Origin of the sequence: Corallibacter vietnamensis (genome assembly GCF_039537875.1) — a bacterium.
Taxonomy (GTDB): Bacteria; Bacteroidota; Bacteroidia; order Flavobacteriales; family Flavobacteriaceae; genus Corallibacter; species Corallibacter vietnamensis.
On the sequence record NZ_BAABBI010000002.1, the window covers coordinates 110,300 to 133,331 of the forward strand.

At 32.9% G+C, this 23,032-nt stretch carries 23 protein-coding genes and 5 tRNA genes; 23 read left to right on the forward strand and 5 right to left on the reverse strand.

Annotated features, from left to right (window positions below; genetic code table 11):
• Positions 1-1,248 (reverse strand): exo-beta-N-acetylmuramidase NamZ family protein, encoded by a 1,248-nt coding sequence (locus ABD690_RS08920; protein WP_425554964.1) that lies wholly within the window; start codon positions 1,246-1,248, stop codon positions 1-3.
• A 21-nt stretch (positions 1,249-1,269) separates the two neighbouring features.
• Between ABD690_RS08920 and ABD690_RS08925 the strand changes: the two genes are divergently transcribed.
• Together ABD690_RS08925 and ABD690_RS08930 are read left to right on the forward strand one after the other, a co-directional pair.
• Positions 1,270-2,505 carry an ABC transporter permease gene (locus ABD690_RS08925; protein WP_344729555.1) on the forward strand — a complete coding sequence of 412 codons (1,236 nt, stop codon included), beginning with the start codon at positions 1,270-1,272 and terminating at the stop codon, positions 2,503-2,505.
• A 76-nt stretch (positions 2,506-2,581) separates the two neighbouring features.
• Complete coding sequence (locus tag ABD690_RS08930) at positions 2,582-3,562, forward strand: PLP-dependent cysteine synthase family protein (protein ID WP_344729557.1); 981 nt, start codon at positions 2,582-2,584, stop codon at positions 3,560-3,562.
• A gap of 244 nt (positions 3,563-3,806) precedes the next feature.
• On the opposite strand, the gene ABD690_RS08935 is transcribed toward ABD690_RS08930, so the two are convergent.
• From ABD690_RS08935 to ABD690_RS08950, 4 genes are read right to left on the reverse strand one after another with little or no spacing between them, the layout of a single operon-like run.
• On the reverse strand, positions 3,807-4,172 hold the full coding sequence (locus tag ABD690_RS08935) for a DUF2200 domain-containing protein (protein WP_344729559.1): 366 nt from the start codon (positions 4,170-4,172) through the stop codon (positions 3,807-3,809).
• Between the two features lie 3 nt (positions 4,173-4,175).
• Complete coding sequence (locus tag ABD690_RS08940) at positions 4,176-5,210, reverse strand: serine hydrolase domain-containing protein (RefSeq protein WP_344729561.1); 1,035 nt, start codon at positions 5,208-5,210, stop codon at positions 4,176-4,178.
• Positions 5,207-6,313 (reverse strand): acyltransferase family protein, encoded by a 1,107-nt coding sequence (locus ABD690_RS08945; RefSeq protein WP_344729563.1) that lies wholly within the window; start codon positions 6,311-6,313, stop codon positions 5,207-5,209. Before ABD690_RS08945 ends, ABD690_RS08940 begins: the two co-directional genes overlap by 4 nt.
• An 18-nt stretch (positions 6,314-6,331) precedes the next feature.
• Entirely contained in the window at positions 6,332-6,922 is a 591-nt protein-coding gene (locus ABD690_RS08950; protein ID WP_344729565.1) for an ankyrin repeat domain-containing protein, read from the reverse strand.
• 197 nt (positions 6,923-7,119) lie between these two features.
• On the opposite strand from ABD690_RS08950, the gene ABD690_RS08955 reads away from it, so the two are divergent.
• The 21 genes from ABD690_RS08955 to rplA all read left to right on the forward strand — a co-directional run bounded on the left by ABD690_RS08955 (position 7,120) and on the right by rplA (position 23,015).
• Positions 7,120-9,246 (forward strand): helix-turn-helix domain-containing protein, encoded by a 2,127-nt coding sequence (locus tag ABD690_RS08955; protein ID WP_344729568.1) that lies wholly within the window; start codon positions 7,120-7,122, stop codon positions 9,244-9,246.
• Positions 9,247-9,557: 311 nt separating this feature from the next.
• Positions 9,558-10,829: a DUF2851 family protein gene (locus ABD690_RS08960; RefSeq protein ID WP_344729570.1), complete on the forward strand. Its 1,272-nt coding sequence runs from the start codon at positions 9,558-9,560 to the stop codon at positions 10,827-10,829.
• 17 nt (positions 10,830-10,846) lie between these two features.
• Positions 10,847-11,074 (forward strand): PspC domain-containing protein, encoded by a 228-nt coding sequence (locus ABD690_RS08965; RefSeq protein WP_344729572.1) that lies wholly within the window; start codon positions 10,847-10,849, stop codon positions 11,072-11,074.
• Positions 11,075-11,076: 2 nt separating this feature from the next.
• Positions 11,077-12,102 (forward strand): potassium channel family protein, encoded by a 1,026-nt coding sequence (locus tag ABD690_RS08970; RefSeq protein ID WP_344729574.1) that lies wholly within the window; start codon positions 11,077-11,079, stop codon positions 12,100-12,102.
• Between the two features lie 105 nt (positions 12,103-12,207).
• Positions 12,208-13,878: an alanine/glycine:cation symporter family protein gene (locus ABD690_RS08975; RefSeq protein WP_344729576.1), complete on the forward strand. Its 1,671-nt coding sequence runs from the start codon at positions 12,208-12,210 to the stop codon at positions 13,876-13,878.
• Between the two features lie 12 nt (positions 13,879-13,890).
• Complete coding sequence (locus tag ABD690_RS08980) at positions 13,891-14,766, forward strand: ComEA family DNA-binding protein (protein ID WP_344729578.1); 876 nt, start codon at positions 13,891-13,893, stop codon at positions 14,764-14,766.
• 23 nt (positions 14,767-14,789) lie between these two features.
• The gene (locus ABD690_RS08985) at positions 14,790-15,956 is read left to right on the forward strand and encodes an acyl-CoA dehydrogenase family protein (RefSeq protein ID WP_344729580.1); all 1,167 of its coding nucleotides are present in this window, start codon (positions 14,790-14,792) and stop codon (positions 15,954-15,956) included.
• 20 nt (positions 15,957-15,976) lie between these two features.
• Entirely contained in the window at positions 15,977-17,401 is a 1,425-nt protein-coding gene (locus ABD690_RS08990; RefSeq protein WP_344729582.1) for a carboxypeptidase-like regulatory domain-containing protein, read from the forward strand.
• A 98-nt stretch (positions 17,402-17,499) separates the two neighbouring features.
• A complete protein-coding gene (gene rpsU, locus ABD690_RS08995) occupies positions 17,500-17,694 on the forward strand; it encodes a 30S ribosomal protein S21 (protein WP_344729585.1) in 195 nt (64 codons plus the stop codon).
• A 117-nt stretch (positions 17,695-17,811) separates the two neighbouring features.
• Positions 17,812-18,702, forward strand: coding sequence for a tyrosine-type recombinase/integrase (locus ABD690_RS09000; RefSeq protein ID WP_344729587.1), 891 nt, complete (start codon positions 17,812-17,814; stop codon positions 18,700-18,702).
• A 42-nt stretch (positions 18,703-18,744) separates the two neighbouring features.
• Positions 18,745-19,047: a ribosome hibernation-promoting factor, HPF/YfiA family gene (gene hpf / locus ABD690_RS09005; RefSeq protein ID WP_344729590.1), complete on the forward strand. Its 303-nt coding sequence runs from the start codon at positions 18,745-18,747 to the stop codon at positions 19,045-19,047.
• 101 nt (positions 19,048-19,148) lie between these two features.
• A tRNA-Thr gene (locus ABD690_RS09010) sits at positions 19,149-19,222 on the forward strand.
• Positions 19,223-19,294: 72 nt separating this feature from the next.
• Positions 19,295-19,377: transfer RNA gene (locus ABD690_RS09015), tRNA-Tyr, on the forward strand.
• A 31-nt stretch (positions 19,378-19,408) separates the two neighbouring features.
• Positions 19,409-19,481 (forward strand) — tRNA-Gly (locus ABD690_RS09020).
• A 10-nt stretch (positions 19,482-19,491) separates the two neighbouring features.
• Positions 19,492-19,563, forward strand: a tRNA-Thr gene (locus ABD690_RS09025).
• 62 nt (positions 19,564-19,625) lie between these two features.
• Positions 19,626-20,813, forward strand: coding sequence for an elongation factor Tu (gene tuf / locus ABD690_RS09030; protein ID WP_344729592.1), 1,188 nt, complete (start codon positions 19,626-19,628; stop codon positions 20,811-20,813).
• Between the two features lie 63 nt (positions 20,814-20,876).
• Positions 20,877-20,949, forward strand: a tRNA-Trp gene (locus ABD690_RS09035).
• An 82-nt stretch (positions 20,950-21,031) separates the two neighbouring features.
• Positions 21,032-21,229: a preprotein translocase subunit SecE gene (gene secE, locus ABD690_RS09040; protein ID WP_344729594.1), complete on the forward strand. Its 198-nt coding sequence runs from the start codon at positions 21,032-21,034 to the stop codon at positions 21,227-21,229.
• A gap of 10 nt (positions 21,230-21,239) precedes the next feature.
• Positions 21,240-21,794: a transcription termination/antitermination protein NusG gene (nusG, locus tag ABD690_RS09045; protein WP_344729596.1), complete on the forward strand. Its 555-nt coding sequence runs from the start codon at positions 21,240-21,242 to the stop codon at positions 21,792-21,794.
• Positions 21,795-21,867: 73 nt separating this feature from the next.
• Entirely contained in the window at positions 21,868-22,308 is a 441-nt protein-coding gene (rplK, locus tag ABD690_RS09050) for a 50S ribosomal protein L11 (protein ID WP_344729598.1), read from the forward strand.
• Positions 22,309-22,325: 17 nt separating this feature from the next.
• Positions 22,326-23,015: a 50S ribosomal protein L1 gene (gene rplA, locus ABD690_RS09055; protein WP_344729600.1), complete on the forward strand. Its 690-nt coding sequence runs from the start codon at positions 22,326-22,328 to the stop codon at positions 23,013-23,015.
• The last annotated feature ends 17 nt before the right edge of the window (positions 23,016-23,032 follow it).

The window sequence follows — 23,032 nt, forward strand, 5'->3', positions numbered from 1 at the left end:
TTATTTATAAATTAAATAAGGCTGTCTCATACTATCATAAGCCTGTAAACCACGTACCCAAGTTTTTTTTATTTCATAAGCTGTGTGCTTACTTTCTATTTGTTTTTGTAAGGCTTCAGTTCCTGCAAGTTTGATAAAGAAATTATTAAAAAAAGCGTCTTTATCATTAGTAGCTTGATATGCTTCTATCAGGTGGTTTAAGTCTAGTCTGTTTAATTTTGCACTGTTACTTAAGTCTTTTCCGAAGCATGTTACATTTTCATGTTTCGGGTATTTAGCACCATCATTAGGTTGAGGTATAAATTTATAATTAAAAGAAAACATCGTAGTGTCTAGAGCTGGACTTCCAAAAATTTGAAACTGTTTATCTGTTCCGCGTCCAGCGCTAACACTTGTTCCTTCAAAAAAGCATAAACTAGGATATAAGTTTATAGCAGTATCATTAGGTAAGTTTGGCGATGGTTTTATAGGTAAACTATAAGGTGTGCTATGTGTATAGTTTTTTACGGGAATCACAGTAATATCACAAGAGATTTCATCCTTTAACCATTTTTCTCCGTTTATCATTTTGGCATATTCCCCAATAGTCATTCCATGTACTACAGGAACTGGATGCATACCTACAAAACTTTTGTATTTAGTTTCTAAAATTGGTCCGTCAATATAGTGCCCATTAGGATTAGGTCGGTCTAAAATAAGTACTGGTATATTCGCTTCGGCACAAGCCTCCATAACATAATGTAATGATGATATATAGGTGTAAAAACGTGCGCCAACATCTTGAATATCAAAAATCACTAAATCTAGGTTAGTCAATTGTTCAGGAGTAGGTTTTTTATTGCTTCCATACAAAGAGACAATAGGTAATCCGGTTTTAGTATCTACACCATCTTTTACAATTTCTCCAGCATCGGCTTTGCCTCTAAAACCATGCTCTGGCGCAAATACTTTTTTTATATCTATGTTTAAGGAAACTAAAGAATCAACTATATGGGTATATTCAAGTTGTAATGATTCATCAGATGCTTTAAAAATAACACTTGTTTGGTTTGCTACAATCCCAACACGTTTTCCTTCTAGCAGTGTTAGATAACGTGCTGTTTGGTTTGCTCCAACCATAGGTAAGCTGTCTTCATTCTTTAAAAGAGTAGCTTTAGTATCTGTTTTAACATTTGTAGCTTTGTCTTTAGATAAGTTTCCGCATGAAATCAGTACCAAAACAAATAATAAAACTGTATTTTTGACCATATATAAATTAAATCGTATCATTTGAATTTCGAATTTTTTACTGCTAAACGCATAATTGATAGTAAAGCGTATAAAAGTAGCGTTTCGGCACCAATAATAAAAATTGGTATAGCAGCAATTGCTATCGGTATTATTGTAATGATGATTGCGATAGCTACAGGAATTGGGTTACAACAAAAAATAAGAAATAAAGTTGTTGCTTTTAATGGCGATATAACAATAATGAATTATGATAGTAATAATTCGCAAGAGAGTGGTAACCCTATTTCTACTAACCAAAGTTTTTATCCTAATTTTAAAACAGTTGAAGGCATAAAGCATATCCAGGCAGTAGCAACAAAATTTGGGGTTATAAGAACTGAAACCGATTTTGAAGCTATTATCCTAAAAGGTGTTGGCGCTGATTATAATTGGAAATATTTTAAGGAGTTTTTAGTTTCTGGAGAATTACCCGATTATACCCAAGAGATGAATGAGCAAGTGCTTATTTCACAATACCTAGCAAATCGCTTAAATTTTAACGTAGGAGATAAGTTTACAACCTTATTCAGACGAGACGATCCTAATAGAGAACCACGAATGCTTACTTATAACATTGTAGGTATTTATAATTCTGGGTTTAAAGATTTTGACGAAACATATGTTATTGGAGATATAAAACATTTACAACGTATTAATAAATGGGACGCAAATCAGATAGGACATTTTGAAGTTCTTATTGATGACTACAGCAAGCTAAATGACATAGAGTTGCAAATAAATAAAAACATTCCATCTATGCTAGAGGCTGTAACAGTTGAAAAACGATTTGGTTCTATCTTTGAATGGATTAAAATTTTTGAAAAAAATATATACGGCATTATAGGTATTATGATTCTTGTTGCTGGTATAAATATGATAACAGCCTTATTGGTACTCATATTAGAACGAACACAAATGATAGGCATACTTAAGGCTTTAGGAAGTGATAACTGGAGTATCAGAAAGATATTTTTATATAATGCCTCTTATTTAATTACTTTAGGACTTCTTTGGGGCAATATTATTGGGTTGTCAATACTTTTTGCTCAAAAGTATTTAAAGTTATTTCCACTAGATCCTAGTGTGTATTATGTTACCGAAGCGCCTGTTTATATTAGTGCAGGCTACATTGTAGCCTTAAATTTTGGTACATTTATTTTATGTTTATTTATGTTGCTTGTACCATCATATATTATTACAAAAATATCTCCTGTAAAGGCTATTAGGTTTGAGTAAATTGCGATAAGTAATTCAAGAAACATTCGTCTATTCTTATCAAAAAAAAGTACATTTGCAGCAGTAAATTATGAGTATGGAATACGCAAAAAACATTTTAGAAACTATTGGGAATACACCTTTAGTAAAAATAAATAAACTAACACGAGACCTACCTTGTCTGGTGTTGTCTAAATACGAAACATTTAACCCAGGAAATTCAGTAAAGGATCGCATGGCATTAAAAATGATTGAAGATGCCGAAGCAGATGGTCGTTTAAAGCCTGGTGGTACCATCATTGAAGGAACGTCTGGGAACACAGGTATGGGATTAGCATTGGCAGCTATTGTAAAAGGTTACAAGTGCATTTTTGTTATTAGTGATAAGCAGTCTAAAGAAAAAATGGACATATTAAGAGCTGTTGGAGCAGAAGTGGTTGTTTGTCCTACTGATGTTGAACCAGATGATCCACGTTCTTACTATTCTGTGTCAAAAAGACTTGGTGAAGAAACACCAAATTCTTGGTATGTAAATCAGTATGATAACCCAAGTAATGCAAAAGCACATTATGAAAGTACAGGGCCAGAAATTTGGAAACAAACAGATGGTAAGATTACTCATTTTGTGGTAGGAGTAGGAACAGGTGGAACCATTTCTGGAGTAGGAAAATATCTTAAAGAACAAAACCCGGATGTTAAAGTTTGGGGAATTGATACATATGGTAGTGTTTTTAAAAAATATCATGAAACTGGTATTTTTGACGAAAATGAAATATACCCATATGTCACAGAAGGTATTGGTGAAGATATATTACCAGAGAATGTTGATTTTTCAATAATTGATGGGTTTACTAAAGTCACTGATAAAGATGCTGCGGTTTACACACAGCTACTAGCTAAAGAAGAAGGTATGTTTTTAGGAAATTCTGCCGGAGCAGCAATAAAAGGTGTTTTGCAACTAAAAGAGCATTTTAAGCCTGATGATGTAGTGGTTGTGTTATTTCACGATCATGGTAGTCGTTATGTAGGTAAAATGTTTAATAACGAATGGATGAAAAAAATGGGATATTTAGACTAAAATATATCCTTAATTATAAAATGAAAAGCTCAACACATGTTGGGCTTTTTCTTTTTTTGGCTGGTTTATTTTTTGTGTTTTAATTCATTGTAGGCTGTTTGTTTACTTCGTATTGAAGTTTCTGAAAGATTTATAAGTTCTTTTGATAGAATGAATTTTTCCGTTTTGAGAAAAATCTTAATGAAAAACAAATAAGTAAATAAAGTATACTAACTGTGATTTCATGATTGATGGTGTTTTTTTATTATGCGCTTCTTAAAATTTTTTCCATCTTTCGGCCTTTTGCCAACTCATCTACCAATTTGTCTAAATACCTAACATGTTTGGTAAGAGGAGTCTCTATTTCTTCAATTCTATAGCCGCAAATAACACCTTTTATTAAATGGGCATTTTCATTGAGAGTGGCATCAGAAAAAAATGTTTCAAATGTAGCTTTACTGTCTATGTATTCTTGTATTTGGTTATTGTCAAAACCAGTAAGCCAAGTTATTACCGTTTGTAACTCATCTTGTGTTCGTCCTTTTTTTTCAACTTTGGTTACGTAATGTGGGTATACCGAGGCAAATGTCATTTTTGCAATTCGCTCATCATGTTTTGGTGTTGTCTTCATAATTTAATCTTGTTTGCGTTTTAAAATTTTAATAGTACGATTGTATATAATATCAGCTAAATTCCAGTTATACAATTTTGTGTCTGTTGTGCTTGTAAATTGTATAACAATAGCATCCAAATTTTTGTGGTATTTTGCGATACTTTGATATCCAGGAACCCAGCCTTTATGTTCGTATTCGTATACAGAAGAATAGATTTTTTGCTCATTACCATCTAGTAGCGAGCCGTCATTTAAGGCTCTTAAAAAGATACCAACATCTTCTGCAGTTGCAACCATACCTACATTATCAGCTTTTAAATCATATGGATGACCTACATGGTAACCGCTCATCATATTATCTAAATCTACATCATTTACAGAGCTAAAGGTGTTTTTTAACTGTAGGCGATCCAAAATTTCTTCTTGAATGAAGTCATAATATGAGTAACCTAGAACGCGATCCATTATTTTACAGAGTAATAAATAATTGGTGTTACAATACTGATATTTTTTATTAGGAGTAAAGTTTGCAGGTAAATCTAGTATTAAGTTCAGGTTTTCCTCATAGGTTTCCTTCGGTTCGGCCCAATAATTAAAAGTATCTGTGTAGTTAGGAATACCACTTCGGTGCTGAATCATCATTTTTAATGTGATTTTATCTGCATATTCTATACGTCCTTTTAATTCGGGTAGGTAATCTGCTAGTGTTTTGTCTAGAGATAAACGCTTATCAGCAACTAGCTTTGTAACAGCCACTGCAGTATATAATTTGTTAATACTCGCAATCTTAAATAAAGCTTTAGGGTTTGCAGGTATTTTAAGTTCTTTGTTATGCCAACCTGATGCATAAAATGCTGGTGGCTTTCCGCCTTGATCTACATATACAATTATGCCATCAAATCCATGGTCTATAGCTTCATCTAGCTGACCTTGTACGGTGCTAGGTAGTGGTAATATCCATGCTTTTACTAATAACCATGGTACAAAAAAAAGCGATATAATGGTTCCTATGGGTAAAATAATCCGTAACACGCGCTGTATTTGTTTTTTATTCATGAGTTAGTTTTTCTTAATTCTACAGTGTTAGATACCGTGTTAAGTTGTTTTGAAATTGTCCATTTTAACCCAAATAAAGGTCTTAAAATTTTAATTCTTTTTAAAATGAATTCATAAATAAGAAAACAACCTATAAAAGTAAAAAGTGAAATGCTTAAAAATTTCAAGAACGGATGAATCTGTAAAGGTAAAATTAAATAAGCACCAGCATACAATACAAACATATGTATTATGTACACAGGATAGGCAGCTTGGCTTAAATATGTTAACAAAGCACTAGGCTTATTAAGGTAATGATAACCTAAACCAAAAACACCAAATATCCAACAGTTAGACTCTAATGTTGTTATATACATATTAGATATTGATTCAAAACCAGAATATCTTATAGCATATAATACACAAGCAATACCTATATAAAGCCATTTCCATTTTGATACTGTTTTCCAAAAGCTTGTACCGCTATAAACAAACAGAAACCCAAAAAAGAAAGCGACAAAACCTATAAAGAAACCATGCCAAGTTTGCGCATACAATTCAAATAACTGTGGTTTAACCAGACCAACTTCTAGCATGAAAAATACGGATACCATAATAGGTCCTAATGCATACGACATAAACGTTGATAACGTTTTTCTAAATAGGCTGTCTTCATGTTTTTTCAAATAATAGAATAGAGGAGAAAGCACTAGTACATAAATAAATATATGCCCTAAAAACCATAAGTGACTACTACCATAATAATAACTTAATGGCATGTTGTAATATTTTTGAAAAATAAACATGTGCAATGTTGTTATTGCAATGCATCCAAAAATAAAAGGGAGTAAAATACGCTTACTTCGTTCTATAATTAAACCTTTTATTTGGCGTTTTCTCATAGCAAAGTATAAACCCATACCTGAAACATAAAAGAGTAACGGAATTCGCCATACGTTTAGCATTGTCATAGGAGTCCATAAGTCTTCAAGCAATTGGTCACTTTTTATAAAACCTATAAATAAAGCCCAAGGTTGAAAAATAATAGCAATGTGATATATTAGTAATAAAGCAATAGCTATAACTCGTATCCAATCTATGTCGTAACGTCTTTGAGTTGTCATTTTAATACAGTTTTTTTATTATTCAAGCATCATAGCTACTACAGGACGTGCTTTTTTTAAAGCTTCCATATCAAGTGTAAATCCCATAGGCTTTAACTGCTGTATTAGCATTTCATAAAAAGGCTTTACCTCATTAAAGTCACCCATCACAGTTTCTCTAGCAGTCGCTCCAAAGTTGTTTTTTATTGTTTTGTCTGCTTTGGCATCTATGAGAAGTTGTACAATTTCTATACGTCCAAAAAAAGCAGCCGTATGTAAAACTGTAGAGCCGTCGTTGTTTTTTAGTGTTAAATCTGCACCAGCATCAATAAGTGCTTTAGCTATTTCAATCTTATTAAAAGTAGCAGCTGTCATTAATGGCGTAGAACCGCTCATAGCTTCTTTTTTATTTATATTACTACCAGATGCAATATGTTGTTTTACAGCTTCAAGATTTCCTGATAATACAGCTGTTTGAATATCAATATCTGGTTTGCTTAAAGTGTTGTTAGTTTTTGTTGAGATAGTTGTTGTTTCATTTTTAGATTGCGCACATGAGTTAGTAAGTAATACAATCATAAATACTGTTTGAAATGTGATTTTGAATGTGTGAATTAATAATGTTTTCATGATGTTAATTTTTTAATGATTAATATTTTGTTTTTTGTTGGTACAAATGTCAGGCAAGAGACGGTTTCATAATAAACCCTTATGTAGCGGTATGTGACAAGTTTGTTGAATGCATGAAAATTATGATGCAGAAGTATAAATTATGATGCAACACGCGTTTTTTTGAAGCTTGTTTGAAGATTTCTTTTTAAATAAATTTGTCTACTTTAGTGACAGCAAATACCATTATGTCAAGCAATACGTTTCAAGGAAAGTTTATAGAACAAGCCAAGATCTTTGTGTTAGAGAATTTATCTAACGAGCAGTTTGGTGTTTCTGAACTAGCAACGCTCATGAATATGAGCCGTTCTAACTTACTACGAAAAATAAAAAAGGAAACCCAGTTAAGTGTTAGTCAGTTTATTCGTCAAATTCGCCTTGAAAAGGGAATGGAGTTATTAGAGCAAACCGATTATACAGTTTCTGAAATATCCTATCAAGTAGGTTTTGGAAACAACTCTTATTTTATAAAATGCTTTAGAGAACATTTTGGGTATTCGCCAGGAGAAGTTAGAAAAAGTGGTTACGAGTTTTCAGAAAACGAAACCACTAGCGATATCACTATTGACAAAAAACCAGCTCAAAATGCATTCAAAACAAATAAAGCCTACACAGTAATGGCTTTGTTGTTAACTGTGGTTGCAGTAATGGTGCTTTTTATCATAAAAAAGAAAGACAAAAACGAGCTAGTAAGTCCTACAACCTTATCAAAATCTATAGCGGTACTTCCGTTTAAAAATATGAGTAGCGACTCTTCAAATCTATATTTTGTTAATGGTTTAATGGAATCATCTTTAAATAATTTACAGAAAATAGAAGATTTAAGAGTTATAAGCCGAACATCTGTTGAAAAATATAGAAATACCAATAAAACGGTCTCTGAAATAGCAAAGGAACTAAATGTAAACTACATTGTAGAAGGTAGCGGACAACGAGTTGGAGACCAAGTATTACTTAATGTTCAATTAATTGAAGCATTAAATGATAGCCCAATTTGGACAGAACAATATAACCACAAGGTGGTTGATATTTTTGCATTACAAAATACTGTAGCAAAAAAAATAGCCGATGCTATTCAAGCAAAAGTTACTCCAGCCGAATTACAACAAATAGATAAAAAACCAACAGAAAACCTAGAGGCTTATGATTATTACCTTAAAGCTCTAGAGCCATTTCAAGCCCAAACAAAAGAAGGTCTTGATAAAGCAATACCACTGTTTAAGCAAGCCGTAGCTAAAGATCCTAAATTTGCGTTAGCATATTCAAAACTCGCCATTGCGTACTACTATTTAGACATTTATCAAACAAATAAGCAATACACAGAAGTAATAAATAATTATGCAGATAAGGCTTTGTTGTATGATTCCAAATCAGATGAAAGCCTTATTGCAAAAGCGCTATATTATATAAATATAGAAGAGTATAGGTTGGCATTACCGCATTTAGAAAAAGCTTTAGAGTACAACCCCAATTCATCATCTGTAGTAAATATGCTATCAGATTTGTATGCGCGTACCATTCCTAATACCGAAAAATCTCTAAAGTATGCCTTAAAAGGAGTACAATTAGATATCGCCGCAAACGATTCTGTTGGCAAAAGTTATATCTATTTAAATTTAAGTAACGCTTTTATTCAAAACGGATTTGTTGATGAAGCCCTAAAAAATATAAACCTTTCACTAGACTATAGCTCAACAAATTATTACGCACCATATTTAAAAATATTTATACAATATGCCAAGCATAAAGACATGGTTCAAACCAGAAATCTTTTAATAAACGAATGGAAAAAAGACACCACAAGGTTAGATATCATGCAGGATGTGGCAAAACTGTATTATTTTCAGGAACAGTATGACAGCGCTTACTATTACTATAGTAAATACGTTAAAGTAAAAGAACAGTATGGGTTAGGCATTTATCCGCAAGAAGATATTAAAATAGGTAAGGTTTACGACCAAATGGGGTTTCATGAAAAAGCAAAACCCTTTTACAAGGCCTACGCCAGTTACTGTGCAAAAGACCAATCTATCTACCAGCCAGCAAGTTTGGCTATGCAATATGTTCATGAAGGAAAAAGAGACCTCGCTATTGAGCAGCTTAAGCTATTTGCTACAAAAAATAATTACCAATACTGGATGCTGTTGTTTATGGAAAAAGATCCAATGATGAAATCTTTAAAAGATCACCCAGAATACAAAGAAACAATTACAAAAATTAAAAACAGATTCTGGGAAGATCACGAGCGTTTAAAAAGCATGCTTATTGATAATGACCTTATATAACAAACACCATAATGCAACAAGTTATCAAGTGGCTAAAAGGGCGTTCTCTAGTTTTTCCTTGTTTTTTGTATTAGTATATCATTTTTTGTTTTCGTTTTTTAAGCCATACAAGTCATATTTATATCAATTTTAAGCCGACTATATGCCGACTATATGCCGACTTTATATCGACATAACTTAAGGATATCTTCATGTGAAATCCCATAAAAACTAGTTGTTAATCTCTGATTTTAGCTAGAATTGCTTGTGAATTAACATGATACCGTTTCTTTAAATTTGTTTTTTATGAGCATTACGACTAATTTAGGAACATGCAAGAGGCTTTTTTACACTACCTTTGGAAATATAAAAAGTTAGATTTATCCAGACTTACAACAACTGCTGGTGAAACAATTGTTGTAAAAAGCGTGGGGCAACATAATCTATTAGCAGGCCCTGATTTTTTTAATGCTCAAATAGAAATAGCAGGGCAGCATTGGGCTGGCAATGTAGAGATTCATACAGCATCAAGTGATTGGTTTTTACATAATCACGAGCAAGACAAAGCCTATCAAAATGTTATACTACATGTTGTATGGGAACACGACACCGAAGTTTTCAGAAAAAATAACACGCCAATACCTACCTTACAGCTTAAAAATTATGTCAATCCACAATTATTAAGCAATTACAAACAGCTATTTAATAACAAGTCCACATGGATTAATTGTGAAAGTCAGTTTCATACAGTAAGTGAGTTCATTGTAAACAACTGGTTAGAGCGTTTGTATTTAGAACGTTTAGAAAGAAAATCTAAAATTATCAATGAGCTTTTGGTACAATCAAAAAACAATTGGGAAGCAGTGCTTTTTACTTTATTAGCTAAAGGCTTTGGGCAAAAAATAAACAATGAAGCTTTTGTGAGTTTGGCGCAATCAGTCAATTTTTCAATAATAAGAAAGTTACACAGTAATCCCATTCAGCTTGAAGCACTGCTTTTTGGTCAAGCTGGGTTGCTAGAAGATAATCACCAAGATGCTTACTATATTCAGCTACAAAAGGAATACAAGTTTTTAAAACAAAAATTTCAGCTAAACAATCAAGGTGTTTTACCAATGCAGTTCTTTAAATTAAGACCGCCCAATTTTCCTACCATAAGGCTTTCACAGTTAGCAATGCTATATAACAAGCATCAAAATCTATTTTCAAAAATTATAGATCTCAATGATATTGAAGCGTTTTACAACCTTTTTAAAGCAGAAACAACACCTTACTGGAAAACCCACTACACGTTTGGTAAAACCTCAAAGCAAGTCTCAAAAACCATAAGCAAACCAATGGTATACTTGCTGCTTATAAACACGGTAATACCTATTAAGTTTGCCTATGCAAAACAGCATGCAGCATCAAATAATGAAGAGCTATTAAAACTAATTCAGCAACTACCACCAGAAAAGAATAGCATTATTACAGCTTATAATAACTTACAGCCTATAGCAAAGTCAGCATTACAATCACAAGCACTCATTCAGCTTAAAACAGAATACTGCGACAAACACAAATGTTTATTTTGTGCCATAGGAAATAACCTAATCAGTCAATAATTTTAGTACATTGCAGCATGAATATTTTCTATAAAGCATTACTGTATTTTCAAAAGCGAGGATATTATGTTTGCCAGCGAATAGCTGATCGTTTAGGAATTAGAGCAAAAGTAGTACGTACATCCTTTATGTATCTTACTTTTGTAACCCTAGGATTTGGCTTTGCGCTTTACTTGTTCATGGCATTCTGGATGCGTATAAAAGACCTTATTTACACAAAACGATCTTCTGTTTTTGACCTGTAATTATGAAAAGCGTATTTTTAAAACTATTCAAGTCAAAAATTTACATAGCCTTATGGTTGTTTGTATTCATAGTGGTTGTTGGTATTCTTGGCTTTAGGGTTTTATCTAACTATTCTTGGGTTGATGCTTTTTATATGACAGTCATTACAATCACCACAGTAGGTTTTGGTGAAGTACAACCTCTAGATGATACATCAAAAATATTTACAACATTTTTAATCCTTACAAGTGTATTTATAGTAGGATATGCTATAAGTATCATTACAGAATATATTTTAAGCAACAACAATCTAGAAGAATTAAAACAGAAGAAAATGCAAAAGAAAATTGATGCACTAAACAACCATATTATTATCTGTGGTTATGGTAGAAACGGAAAACAAGCTGCTACCAAACTTTTGGCATATAACAAGCCTTTTGTAATTATAGAAAAAAATAAAGAACTGATAGATAGGTTTGAAAACGACTCAACTATGTTTATACATGGTAATGCCAATGAGGACGAAGTACTTGAACAGGCAGGAATAGCGCGTGCAAGTACACTTATTTGTGCACTTCCTAACGATGCAGATAACCTTTTTGTAGTGCTATCAGCAAGACAAATAAACAAGCATTTGCGAATTATAAGTAGAGCATCTCAAGAACCTACATACAATAAACTTAAAATGGCTGGAGCAAACAATGTAATACTGCCAGATAAAATAGGTGGAGATCATATGGCATCTCTTGTTGTTGTGCCAGATTTAATTGAGTTTATAGATAATTTATCCATTGTAGGAAAAGCAAATATCAATATAGAAGAAATAGAGGTTAGCAAGCTTTACGATGCTTCAAGTTTAAAAACAATAAGAGATTTAGACTTAAGAAATAAAACAGGCTGTAATGTTATAGGTTACAAAGATGGAAATGGCGACTATATTGTAAACCCAGAAGCAGAACAAGCGCTGTTGCCTAACTCAAAAATCATTGTGCTAGGAAGACCTGAACAAATCCAGAAACTAAATACCGTGTTTGATATCAAGCACTGATTTAGGGGATTTAACAACAGATTTTTTAAAAATTCAGCATTTTTTCGCATATTGCTAACTCTAACAAAAAATTTAAAACTAACTATAACTAAATATTAAATTCTCATGAAGAAATATCTTCTCTTAATGATTTCAATGATAACCCCATTCTTGACCTTTGCACAAGAAAAAGGAATAGACGAAATAGTAAATGATGCGTTTATGCCTGTAGCAACATGGTGGCAAGACTTTATTCTAACATCGGTTCCTATTGCAGGGCTTAATGTTCCTATTGTTGTAATCTTATTAGTTGCAGGAGCAACTTTTTTTACAATTTACTTCAAAGTACCAAGTATTTCTAGATTTCCAACAGCAATAAGTACTGTGCGAGGTAGATATGTAGATATTGAAAAGCATGGTGTAGATAAATTATATGACAACGATGAAGCTTTAGCAGAAGAAGATATTCAAGACACCATTAGAGACGAAAGTGCTCACGGAGAAGTATCGCATTTTCAAGCATTGGCAACAGCTGTTTCAGGAACAGTTGGTTTAGGAAACATAGCAGGTGTTGCTGTAGCGATTGCTACAGGAGGTCCAGGAGCGACATTCTGGATGATAATTTGTGGGCTTTTAGGTATGTCTACAAAGTTTGTAGAATGTACACTTGGTGTAAAATATAGAGATGTTGGTAGCGACGGAACAATCTATGGAGGGCCAATGTATTATTTATCAAAAGGATTAAAAGCAACAGGAAAAGCAGGAATTGGTAAAGTACTTGCTGTTCTTTTCGCTATATTATGTGTTGGAGCTTCTTTTGGTGGTGGTAATGCATTTCAGTCTAACCAAGCAACAGTACAAATTTCATCATTAATAGGACTTCAAGGAGGTGCAACAGGAACCATTATAGGTGTTATTCTAGCTGTTTTAGTTGGAATAGTAATTATTGGAGGAATAAAGCGTATCGCAAAAATTACAGAAAAAGTAGTGCCATTCATGGCTGGAATATACATTTTAGCAGCATTGGTTATAATTTTTGCAAACTATCAATATATAGATGATGCCTTCGGATTAATTATAGAAGGAGCTTTTACACCTATGGCAGGACTTGGTGGTTTTATGGGTGTGTTAATTGTTGGTTTTCAGCGTGCAGCATTCTCTAACGAAGCTGGTGCTGGTTCTGCAGCAATTGCGCATTCAGCAGTTCGTACAAAGTATCCAGCATCTGAAGGTGTTGTGGCGCTTTTAGAGCCGTTTATTGATACAGTTGTTATTTGTACAATGACTGCGCTTGTAATTATTTTCTTCAACATTGATGGTGCTAATATGCAAAGCGTATTTACTTATGGAGCTGTAGAAGGAAGTAATGTAATGATAAATGCTACAGGAGAACACATTGGTGGTGTAGATTTAACATCTGAAGCATTTGACTCTGTAATACCAGGATTCTCATATGTGTTAACCATTGCTATTGTTTTATTTGCCTTCTCTACAATGATTTCATGGTCTTACTACGGATTACAATCTTGGAAATTTCTTTTTGGTAGAGGTAAAGCGGCAGATTTAACTTATAAAGTACTTTTCTTATTATTTGTAATAATTGGAGCAGCAGCAACTTTAGACGCTGTGATTAAGTTTTCAGATGCAATGATATTAGCGCTTGTATTCCCTAATATGGTAGGATTACTACTGTTATTCCCTAAAGTAAGAGAAGAAATGAAACGTTACTTAAATGCAATAGCTATAAAGAAAGAAGCTATTGAAGACGGTCACGAAGACATAACAAAACATATGTAAAAAATATGTAATATGAAACATACAAAATCCCATTTTACGTTTACTAAAAAGCAACGAAATGGGATTTTTTTATTGCTTTTAATCATTGTTTTGATACAATGCTTCTATTACTTTTCTAGCTTTTCTTCTTATGATGATTTTGACTTAAAAACTAAAGAGTTAGAACAGTTTCAAAAAGAAGTAGATTCTCTTAAATTAATACAGCAAGAAAAAAATAAGCCCAGAATATATCCATTTAATCCCAATTTCATAACAGATTATAAAGGATATACTCTTGGAATGACACCACAAGAGATAGATAGGCTGCACCATTACAGAAATCAAAATAAATGGGTCAACTCTGCTAGTGAATTTCAGCAAGTCACTAAAGTGTCAGATTCTTTGTTAGGTAAAATATCGCCATATTTTAAATTTCCAGAATGGGTAACAAATCCCAAACCTAAAACCTCATATACTTATTCAAATACACCTAAAACATATCATCAAAAAATAGATTTAAATACAGCAACAGCAAAGCAATTACAGCGTGTTAATGGCATAGGTGTAAAACTATCTGATAGAATTATAAAACACAGAAACACCTTTGTAGGAGGTTTTGCATCTGATGTAGAATTAATAGATGTTTATGGACTATCACCTGAAGTTATAGCGCGTATCACAAACATGTTTACGGTAAAAACACCAAGAGTCATTACAACCTATAATTTAAACAGCGCTACAAGAGATGAATTAGTGAAAATTCCTCACTTAGATTATGAAGTTGCTAGCGCAATAATCGAGCAGCGAACTTTAAGAGATGGTTTTAAATCTATTGATGAATTAACAAAAGTAAAAGACTTTCCGAATGAAAAAATTGAGATAATTCAATTATATTTGGCGTTAGATTAAAAATACTTAAAAAATAACAATATATGAATAGTATGTACTTCACAGAAGAGCATCACATGTTTAGAGAAAGTCTTCAGGATTTTTTAAAAAAAGAAGTGGTTCCTCATATTGAGAAATGGGAAGAAACAGGAACAGTAGAGCGTTTTATTTGGAAGAAATTTGGAGAGATGGGATTCTTTGGATTAGCTTATCCCGAAGCTTATGGCGGTCTAAATTTAGATTTATTCTATACAGTTATTCTTCTAGAAGAACTACAAAAAGTTAATTCTGCCGGTTTTGCGGCAAATATGTGGGCTCATGCTTATTTAGCAATGACACATGTTAATGCAGAAGGTAGTCATGAAATAAAAGAAAAGTATTTAGCGCCAAGTATCTCTGGAGATAAAATAGGATGTTTGTGTATAACAGAACCTTTTGGAGGTAGTGATGTTGCTGGAATGAGAACAACAGCTGTAAAAAAAGATGATACTTATGTAATTAATGGTTCTAAAACATTTATTACAAACGGCGTTTATAGTGACTATTTAGTAGTAGCGGCAAAAACAAATCCAGAATTAGGAAATAAAGGAATTAGTATTTTTATAATGGATAGAGATACACCAGGTATTTCTGCTACAAAGTTAGACAAGCTAGGGTGGCGAGCTTCAGATACAGCTGAAATAGCTTTTGATAATGTTGTTATTCCTGCTAGTAACCTAATGGGAGAAGAAAATATGGGCTTTCCATATATTATGCAGCATTTTTCTTTAGAGCGTTTAATAATGGGAGTTAATGCACATGCAAGAGCTGAATATGCTTTAGATTATGCTAAACAGTATATGAGTGAACGTGTTGCTTTCGGAAAAACTATCGATAAATTTCAAGCATTGAGACATACCTATGCAGATTTGTATAGTGATATGACTATATGTAAGGAGTTTAACTATTCAGTTGCTCATAGATTAAATAAAGGAGAATATGTGGTTAAAGAGGCAACAATGTCTAAACTAAAGTCAACTAAAATGGCAGATGAGGTTATTTACCAATGCTTACAATTTTTAGGTGGTTATGGTTACATGGAAGAATACCCAATGGCTCGTTTATTAAGAGATAGCCGTTTAGGGCCAATTGGTGGCGGAACATCTGAAATACTTCGAGAGATTATTGCAAAAATGATTATAGATCAAAAGAGTTATAAACCGGCAACATAACCCAATTAAACCGTATAAATATGGCAGTATTCTTAAAACGTTTATTAATTGTTGTGTTTAGTTTGTACAGTTTTAGTACAATAGCTCAAACAGAATTAAAAAACAAAATAGTAGACTTTACATCTTTTTTACCAATAGAAAATGCTAGTGTATATATTCAAAACACGACCATAGGAACAGTAAGTAATTCTGATGGAAAGTTTGTGCTGTCTGTACCTCAAGAATATCAAAATGACACACTCGTGGTTTCCTCAATAGGATATAAAAGTTTTAAAACACCAGTAAAAGAGTTTGATAATTCTTTAGAAATAATACTAGAAGAAGATGTGGCTTCATTAAGTGAAGTACTTATTGTAGCAGACAATAGACCAAAAACAGGAAATGAAATAGTGCTAAAAGCAATAGAAGAACTTCCTTATAATATGCCTGATTCTTCATATCTGCAAAAAGGTTTTGTAAGACATAAAGAAAGAAATAAGAAAGAATTTAAATGGTTGGTAGAAAGCGCTATTACAATATACGATTCTGGATTTTACTCTAATACAGCCAAGAACTTAAAAATTAATGTAGATCAGGTTCGTAAAAGTTATGATTTGCGCGATGTAGATAGTTTATTAACCTATACATCGTATTTAAAGAATACATCAAAAATAAGCAAGAGATTATCTTCAAAAAACCTAAAAAGAGATACTATAAAAACCACATCTTTGGTTAAGGCTATAAAATGGAATGATACTAGGGTAAACGGACTAGAAAATTTATTTAAAGGAAAACTTAACCTATTGCGTAATGTGCAAAATACCAAAGCACTTTTTGGAGATGATATTCTAGAGAGGCATCAGTTTAAGTTAGATACTGTTTTGGTAGAAAATGATAGGAAAATTTATAAAATCAAAATAGAAGAAGGCAAGGACTTTGTAAATTTAGATACCAAAGGCATTTTTAATAATGGCTTTAAAGCAGAAGGTTGGCTGTATATTTATTGGGATACATTCGCTGTAAAAAAAATAGAGTATGAGCTTATCGCAGCATCAGACGCACAAAAAAGTAGAAGCAAAACCCTATTTGATACCTATGTAAATCATAAACTTACCATCAGTTATATGGAGTACCAAGATAAAATGTATCCAAACTACATTTATTATGAAACACCAAAACTGGTTAACGTGGGTTATAAACCAACAGGTAAAGAAGAAGACAAAGCCGTAAAGTATGATCGCGATGAGCGTTATTACTATACAGTTCAAGAAATTCTTTTTACTGAAATAATAGAAGATCAAGATGAGGTGCAAAAAGCATTAAGTAAAACTTGGGATCCTGATATATTTGCTGTAAAACCTTATAACAAAGAGTTTTGGAGAAATTATAATATTCTGTTAGAGAGTGAAGAAGAAGAAAAAATGATTCAAGACCTAACAAAAAGATCGTCTTTATTTAAAGGGTAAATTACTGTATTAAAAAAAGATTTTTTTTCGTTTGCCATAATAAAATTAGTTTTTATATTTGCGCACTGAAATTCTAAAAGAGAGGAGGTTAAGACACTATGTTAATAATACCAATTAAAGAAGGAGAAAATATAGATAGAGCGTTAAAGCGTTACAAAAGAAAGTTTGATAAAACTGGAACAAAACGTGCATTACAAAATCGTAAACAGTTTAACAAGCCGTCTGTAGTACGTAGAGCTCAAATTCAAAAAGCACAATACATTCAACATTTAAGAGATCAAGAAGAAATCTAAATCAATTAATTGTTACCAATATAAAATTCCTGCAAACGCAGGAATTTTTTTATGCCCAAAAATCATATCTAAATAAAACTTTGTATTTTTATAAAATAAAGCTTTAATAACCTTAATATGTCTATAAAGTCTTTTTCAAATTATTTATTGTTAGAAAAAAAATACTCGAACCTCACAGTAAAAGCTTATGAAAATGACTTAAAAGATTTTAAAGATTTTGTAGTATCACATTACGAGCAAGAAAATCTAGAAGCCATTAATTATTCTCAAATAAGAACCTGGATTGTAGCATTGGTTGAAAAATCAATAACCAATAGAAGTATAAACAGAAAAGTATCAGCTCTAAATTCATATTACAAATTTCTTCTTAAAATAGGAGCTGTAGAAGCAAATCCATTAGCAAAGCATAAAGCTTTAAAAACAAGTAAAAAAATACAAGTACCATTTTCAGAAACAGAAGTCGCAACAGTATTAGACGAGCTACATTATCAAGATGACTTTGAGGGTATCAGAAACAGGCTTATTATAGAGCTCTTTTACTCAACAGGAATAAGACGCATCGAACTCGTTAATTTGAAATTAAACGATTTAGACCTGCCTAACAAAACGTTAAAAGTTTTAGGAAAAAGAAACAAGGAGCGTTTGGTGCCTTTATTAGATTCTGTTATACAAACCATTCATAAATATATAGATACAAGAAAAACCCTTGAAAACATTCAAGAAAGCACCTATTTGTTTTTAACAAAAAAAGGCGTTAAAATTTATGAAACACTTGTTTACCGTATAATAAATGAGTATTTTAGTATGGCATCAACAAAGGTGAAGAAGAGTCCGCATATCTTGAGACATTCATTTGCAACTCATTTATTAAACCAAGGTGCAGATTTAAATGCTGTAAAAGAATTATTAGGTCATTCAAGTTTAGCGGCTACTCAAATCTATACACATAATAGTATAGCAGAACTTAAAAAAGTATATCTAAACGCACACCCACGTAGTGATGAATAATTACAGCAAAGACTTATTGTTTAATAATAAAATATAAAGAGTATGAAAGTAAACACGCAATCAGTCAATTTTGTTGCCGATAAAAAATTGATAGACTTTATTCAAAAAAAAATGGATAAACTAGATTTGTTTTATGATAAAGTCATTCAGTCTGATGTTTATTTAAAAGTAGAGAACACAAGCGATAAAGAAAACAAAATCTTTGAAGCTAGAGTTAGTGTGCCAGGAGATAGTTTTGTTGTAAAAAAACAATGTAAATCATTTGAAGAAGGTACAGATGCAGCTGTGGCATCTCTTGAACGACAGCTAAAAAAGCGAAAAGAAAAATTAAGATCATATTTATGATAAAATTTTTCAAAAAATGTTTTGAATAAGAAAATAAATATATACATTTGCAGTCCGTTAGAAATAGCGGGCTTTTTTTTAGTTAAAAAAGTAACTTAAAAGCCGATGTAGCTCAGCTGGCTAGAGCAGCTGATTTGTAATCAGCAGGTCGTGGGTTCGAGTCCCTCCATCGGCTCTTAAATAAAAGAAAGTGTTGTGTTGATATCGCAACATAAAGTTCTTTAAGGTAATGACTTTTTAAAATATTGGGGAGATACTCAAGCGGCCAACGAGGACAGACTGTAAATCTGTTGTTTTTTAACTTCGCAGGTTCGAATCCTGCTCTCCCCACTTTTAAAAAAAATAGGATTATTAAATAATTGCGGGAGTAGCTCAGTTGGTAGAGCGTCAGCCTTCCAAGCTGAATGTCGCCGGTTCGAACCCGGTCTCCCGCTCTTTTTTTAAGCCGGTGTAGCTCAGGGGTAGAGCGTTTCCTTGGTAAGGAAGAGGTCACGGGTTCAAATCTCGTCATTGGCTCAATAAAAAAATAAAAATTAGAATACACTAATATTATATAACTAAGATTAAATTATTAAAACATGGCAAAGGCAACTTTCGATCGTTCAAAACCACACTTAAATATTGGTACAATTGGACACGTAGATCACGGTAAGACAACTTTAACTGCTGCTATTACTAAAGTATTAGCTGATGCAGGTTTATCAGAAGCTAGAGATTTCGATACTATCGATAACGCTCCAGAAGAAAAAGAAAGAGGTATTACAATTAATACATCTCATGTAGAATATCAAACAGCAAATCGTCACTATGCTCACGTTGACTGTCCAGGTCACGCCGATTACGTAAAGAACATGGTAACTGGTGCTGCTCAAATGGATGGAGCTATATTAGTGGTTGCTGCTACTGATGGGCCAATGCCACAAACTCGTGAGCACATCTTATTAGGTCGTCAGGTAGGTATTCCTCGTATCGTTGTTTTCTTAAACAAAGTTGATATGGTTGACGATGAAGAGCTTTTAGAGTTAGTTGATATGGAAGTTAGAGATTTATTAAACTTCTACGAGTATGATGGTGATAACGGACCTGTTATTTCTGGTTCAGCTTTAGGTGCACTTAACGGTGAGCAAAAATGGGTTGATACTGTAATGGAATTAATGGAAGCTGTTGATAACTGGATTGAAGAGCCACAACGTGAAGTTGATAAAGATTTCTTAATGCCAATAGAAGATGTTTTCTCTATTACTGGTCGTGGTACTGTAGCAACTGGTCGTATAGAAACTGGTATTGCTAACACAGGAGATCCTGTAGAGATTATTGGTATGGGTGCTGAAAAGTTAACTTCTACTATTACAGGTATCGAAATGTTCCGTCAAATCCTTGATAGAGGTGAGGCTGGAGATAACGCAGGTATCTTATTAAGAGGTATTGAGAAAACTCAAATCTCAAGAGGTATGGTTATAACTAAGCCAGGATCTGTAACACCACACAAAAACTTCAAAGCAGAGGTTTATATCCTTAAGAAAGAAGAAGGTGGTCGTCACACTCCATTCCACAATAACTACCGTCCACAGTTCTACGTACGTACAACTGACGTAACTGGAAACATCGCGCTTCCTGATGGAGTTGAAATGGTAATGCCTGGAGATAACTTAACTATTACTGTAGAGTTAATACAACCTATTGCAATGAATGTTGGTCTTCGTTTCGCTATCCGTGAAGGAGGAAGAACTGTTGGAGCAGGTCAGGTAACTGAAATTTTAGACTAATACAGTTTAACAAATATAAAAGTTGAGGTATTTCGATTTTTCGAAATACCTTGACTTGTATTTACGGGTTTAGCTCAGTTGGTAGAGCACTGGTCTCCAAAACCAGGTGTCGGGAGTTCGAGTCTCTCAACCCGTGCAATTATAGTGTACAAGCTCGTTGTTTTATTTTTTATAATTAATGAAAAACAGCATTGAGTTTGCTTAAAATAAATAGTAAAATGGCTGGAATTATAAACTACATAAAAGAATCATTTGAAGAGCTTAAAAATAATGTGAGTTGGCCAACATGGGCTGAAGCACAAAGTTTAACAGTTTTAGTAGCTGTCTTTTCTATTGTTTTTTCATTAGCAATTTGGGGAGTAGATACAGTGTTTAGTAAAATTGTAGGATTTTACTTTGAATGGATTAACGGTTAAATAAAGATTTATGTCTGAAGTGAGCGAGAAAAAATGGTATGTAGTTAGGGCTGTAAGTGGTCAGGAAAATAAAATTAAAGCCTATATAGAAAGTGAAATTTCACGTTTAGGTCTTGAAGATTATGTAGATCAAGTATTAGTTCCTACAGAGAAAGTAGTTCAGATTCGTAATGGGAAAAAGGTAAACAAAGAAAAAGTTTATTTTCCAGGTTACATTATGATTCAAGCAAATTTAACAGGAGAGATTCCACATATAATTAAATCTGTTACCAATGTAATAGGTTTTTTAGGAGAAACAAAAGGAGGAGATCCTGTGCCTTTAAGACAGTCTGAAGTAAACAGAATGTTAGGTAAAGTAGATGAGTTAACTGTTGAAGCAGATACAAACGTTGCAATACCTTACAAAGTAGGAGAGACTGTTAAGGTTATCGATGGACCATTTAATGGATTTGATGGTACTATTGAAAAAATAAATGAAGAAAAGCGTAAGCTAGAAGTAATGGTAAAAATATTTGGAAGAAAAACACCATTAGAGTTAAGCTATATGCAAGTAGAAAAAGTATAATAATTGTTACATATATAATAGATACATTTATTTGCTTCCAAAAATTAAATGATATCAAATTAAATTATTAAAAATGGCAAAAGAGTTAAGTAAAGTAGTTAAACTACAAGTTAGGGGAGGTGCAGCGAATCCGTCGCCACCGGTTGGACCCGCTTTAGGTGCCGCTGGAGTTAATATCATGGAGTTCTGTAAGCAGTTTAATGCAAGAACTCAAGATAAAGCTGGTAAAGTATTACCAGTGGTGATTTCTGTTTACAAAGACAAATCATTTGACTTTGTAATCAAAACACCTCCTGCAGCTGTACAATTATTAGAAGCGGCCAAGGTAAAAAAAGGATCAGGTGAACCTCATATTAAAAAAGTAGCTAAAGTTTCTTGGGATCAGATTAGAACCATAGCAGAGGACAAAATGCAAGATTTAAATGCATTTACAGTAGAAGCAGCAATGACAATGATTGCTGGAACAGCAAGATCTATGGGTATAACTGTAAAAGGAGGCACAGCCCCTAATTAATCTAAAAAATTTTTGAAATGGCAAGATTAACAAGAAAACAAAAAGAAGCTGCTGCTAAAATAGAAAAGGGAAGACTTTATTCTATAGCCGAAGCCTCTACTTTAGTTAAAGAAATAACCAATACTAAATTTGATGCTTCTGTAGATATCGCAGTACGTTTAGGAGTAGATCCTAGAAAAGCAAATCAAATGGTAAGAGGTGTAGTAACATTACCTCATGGTACTGGTAAAGACGTAAAAGTTTTAGCATTAGTAACACCAGATAAAGAAGCAGAAGCAAAAGAAGCTGGTGCAGATTACGTAGGATTAGACGAATACCTTGACAAAATTAAAGGTGGATGGACAGATGTTGACGTAATTGTAACAATGCCTAGTGTAATGGGTAAATTAGGTCCTTTAGGACGTGTATTAGGTCCTCGTGGTTTAATGCCTAACCCAAAAACAGGTACTGTAACTATGGATGTTGCAAAAGCTGTTAGCGATGTTAAAGCTGGTAAAATTGACTTTAAAGTTGATAAAACAGGAATCGTTCACGCCTCAATTGGAAAAGCATCTTTTACAGCTGATAAAATTGAAGGTAATGCTAACGAATTATTACAAACATTAATTAAACTTAAACCAACTGCAGCTAAAGGAACTTATGTAAAGAGTATCTTTATCTCTAGTACAATGAGTCCTAGTGTAGCTGTTGATCCTAAAATCGGTTAAGTAGCTTAAAACTTTAA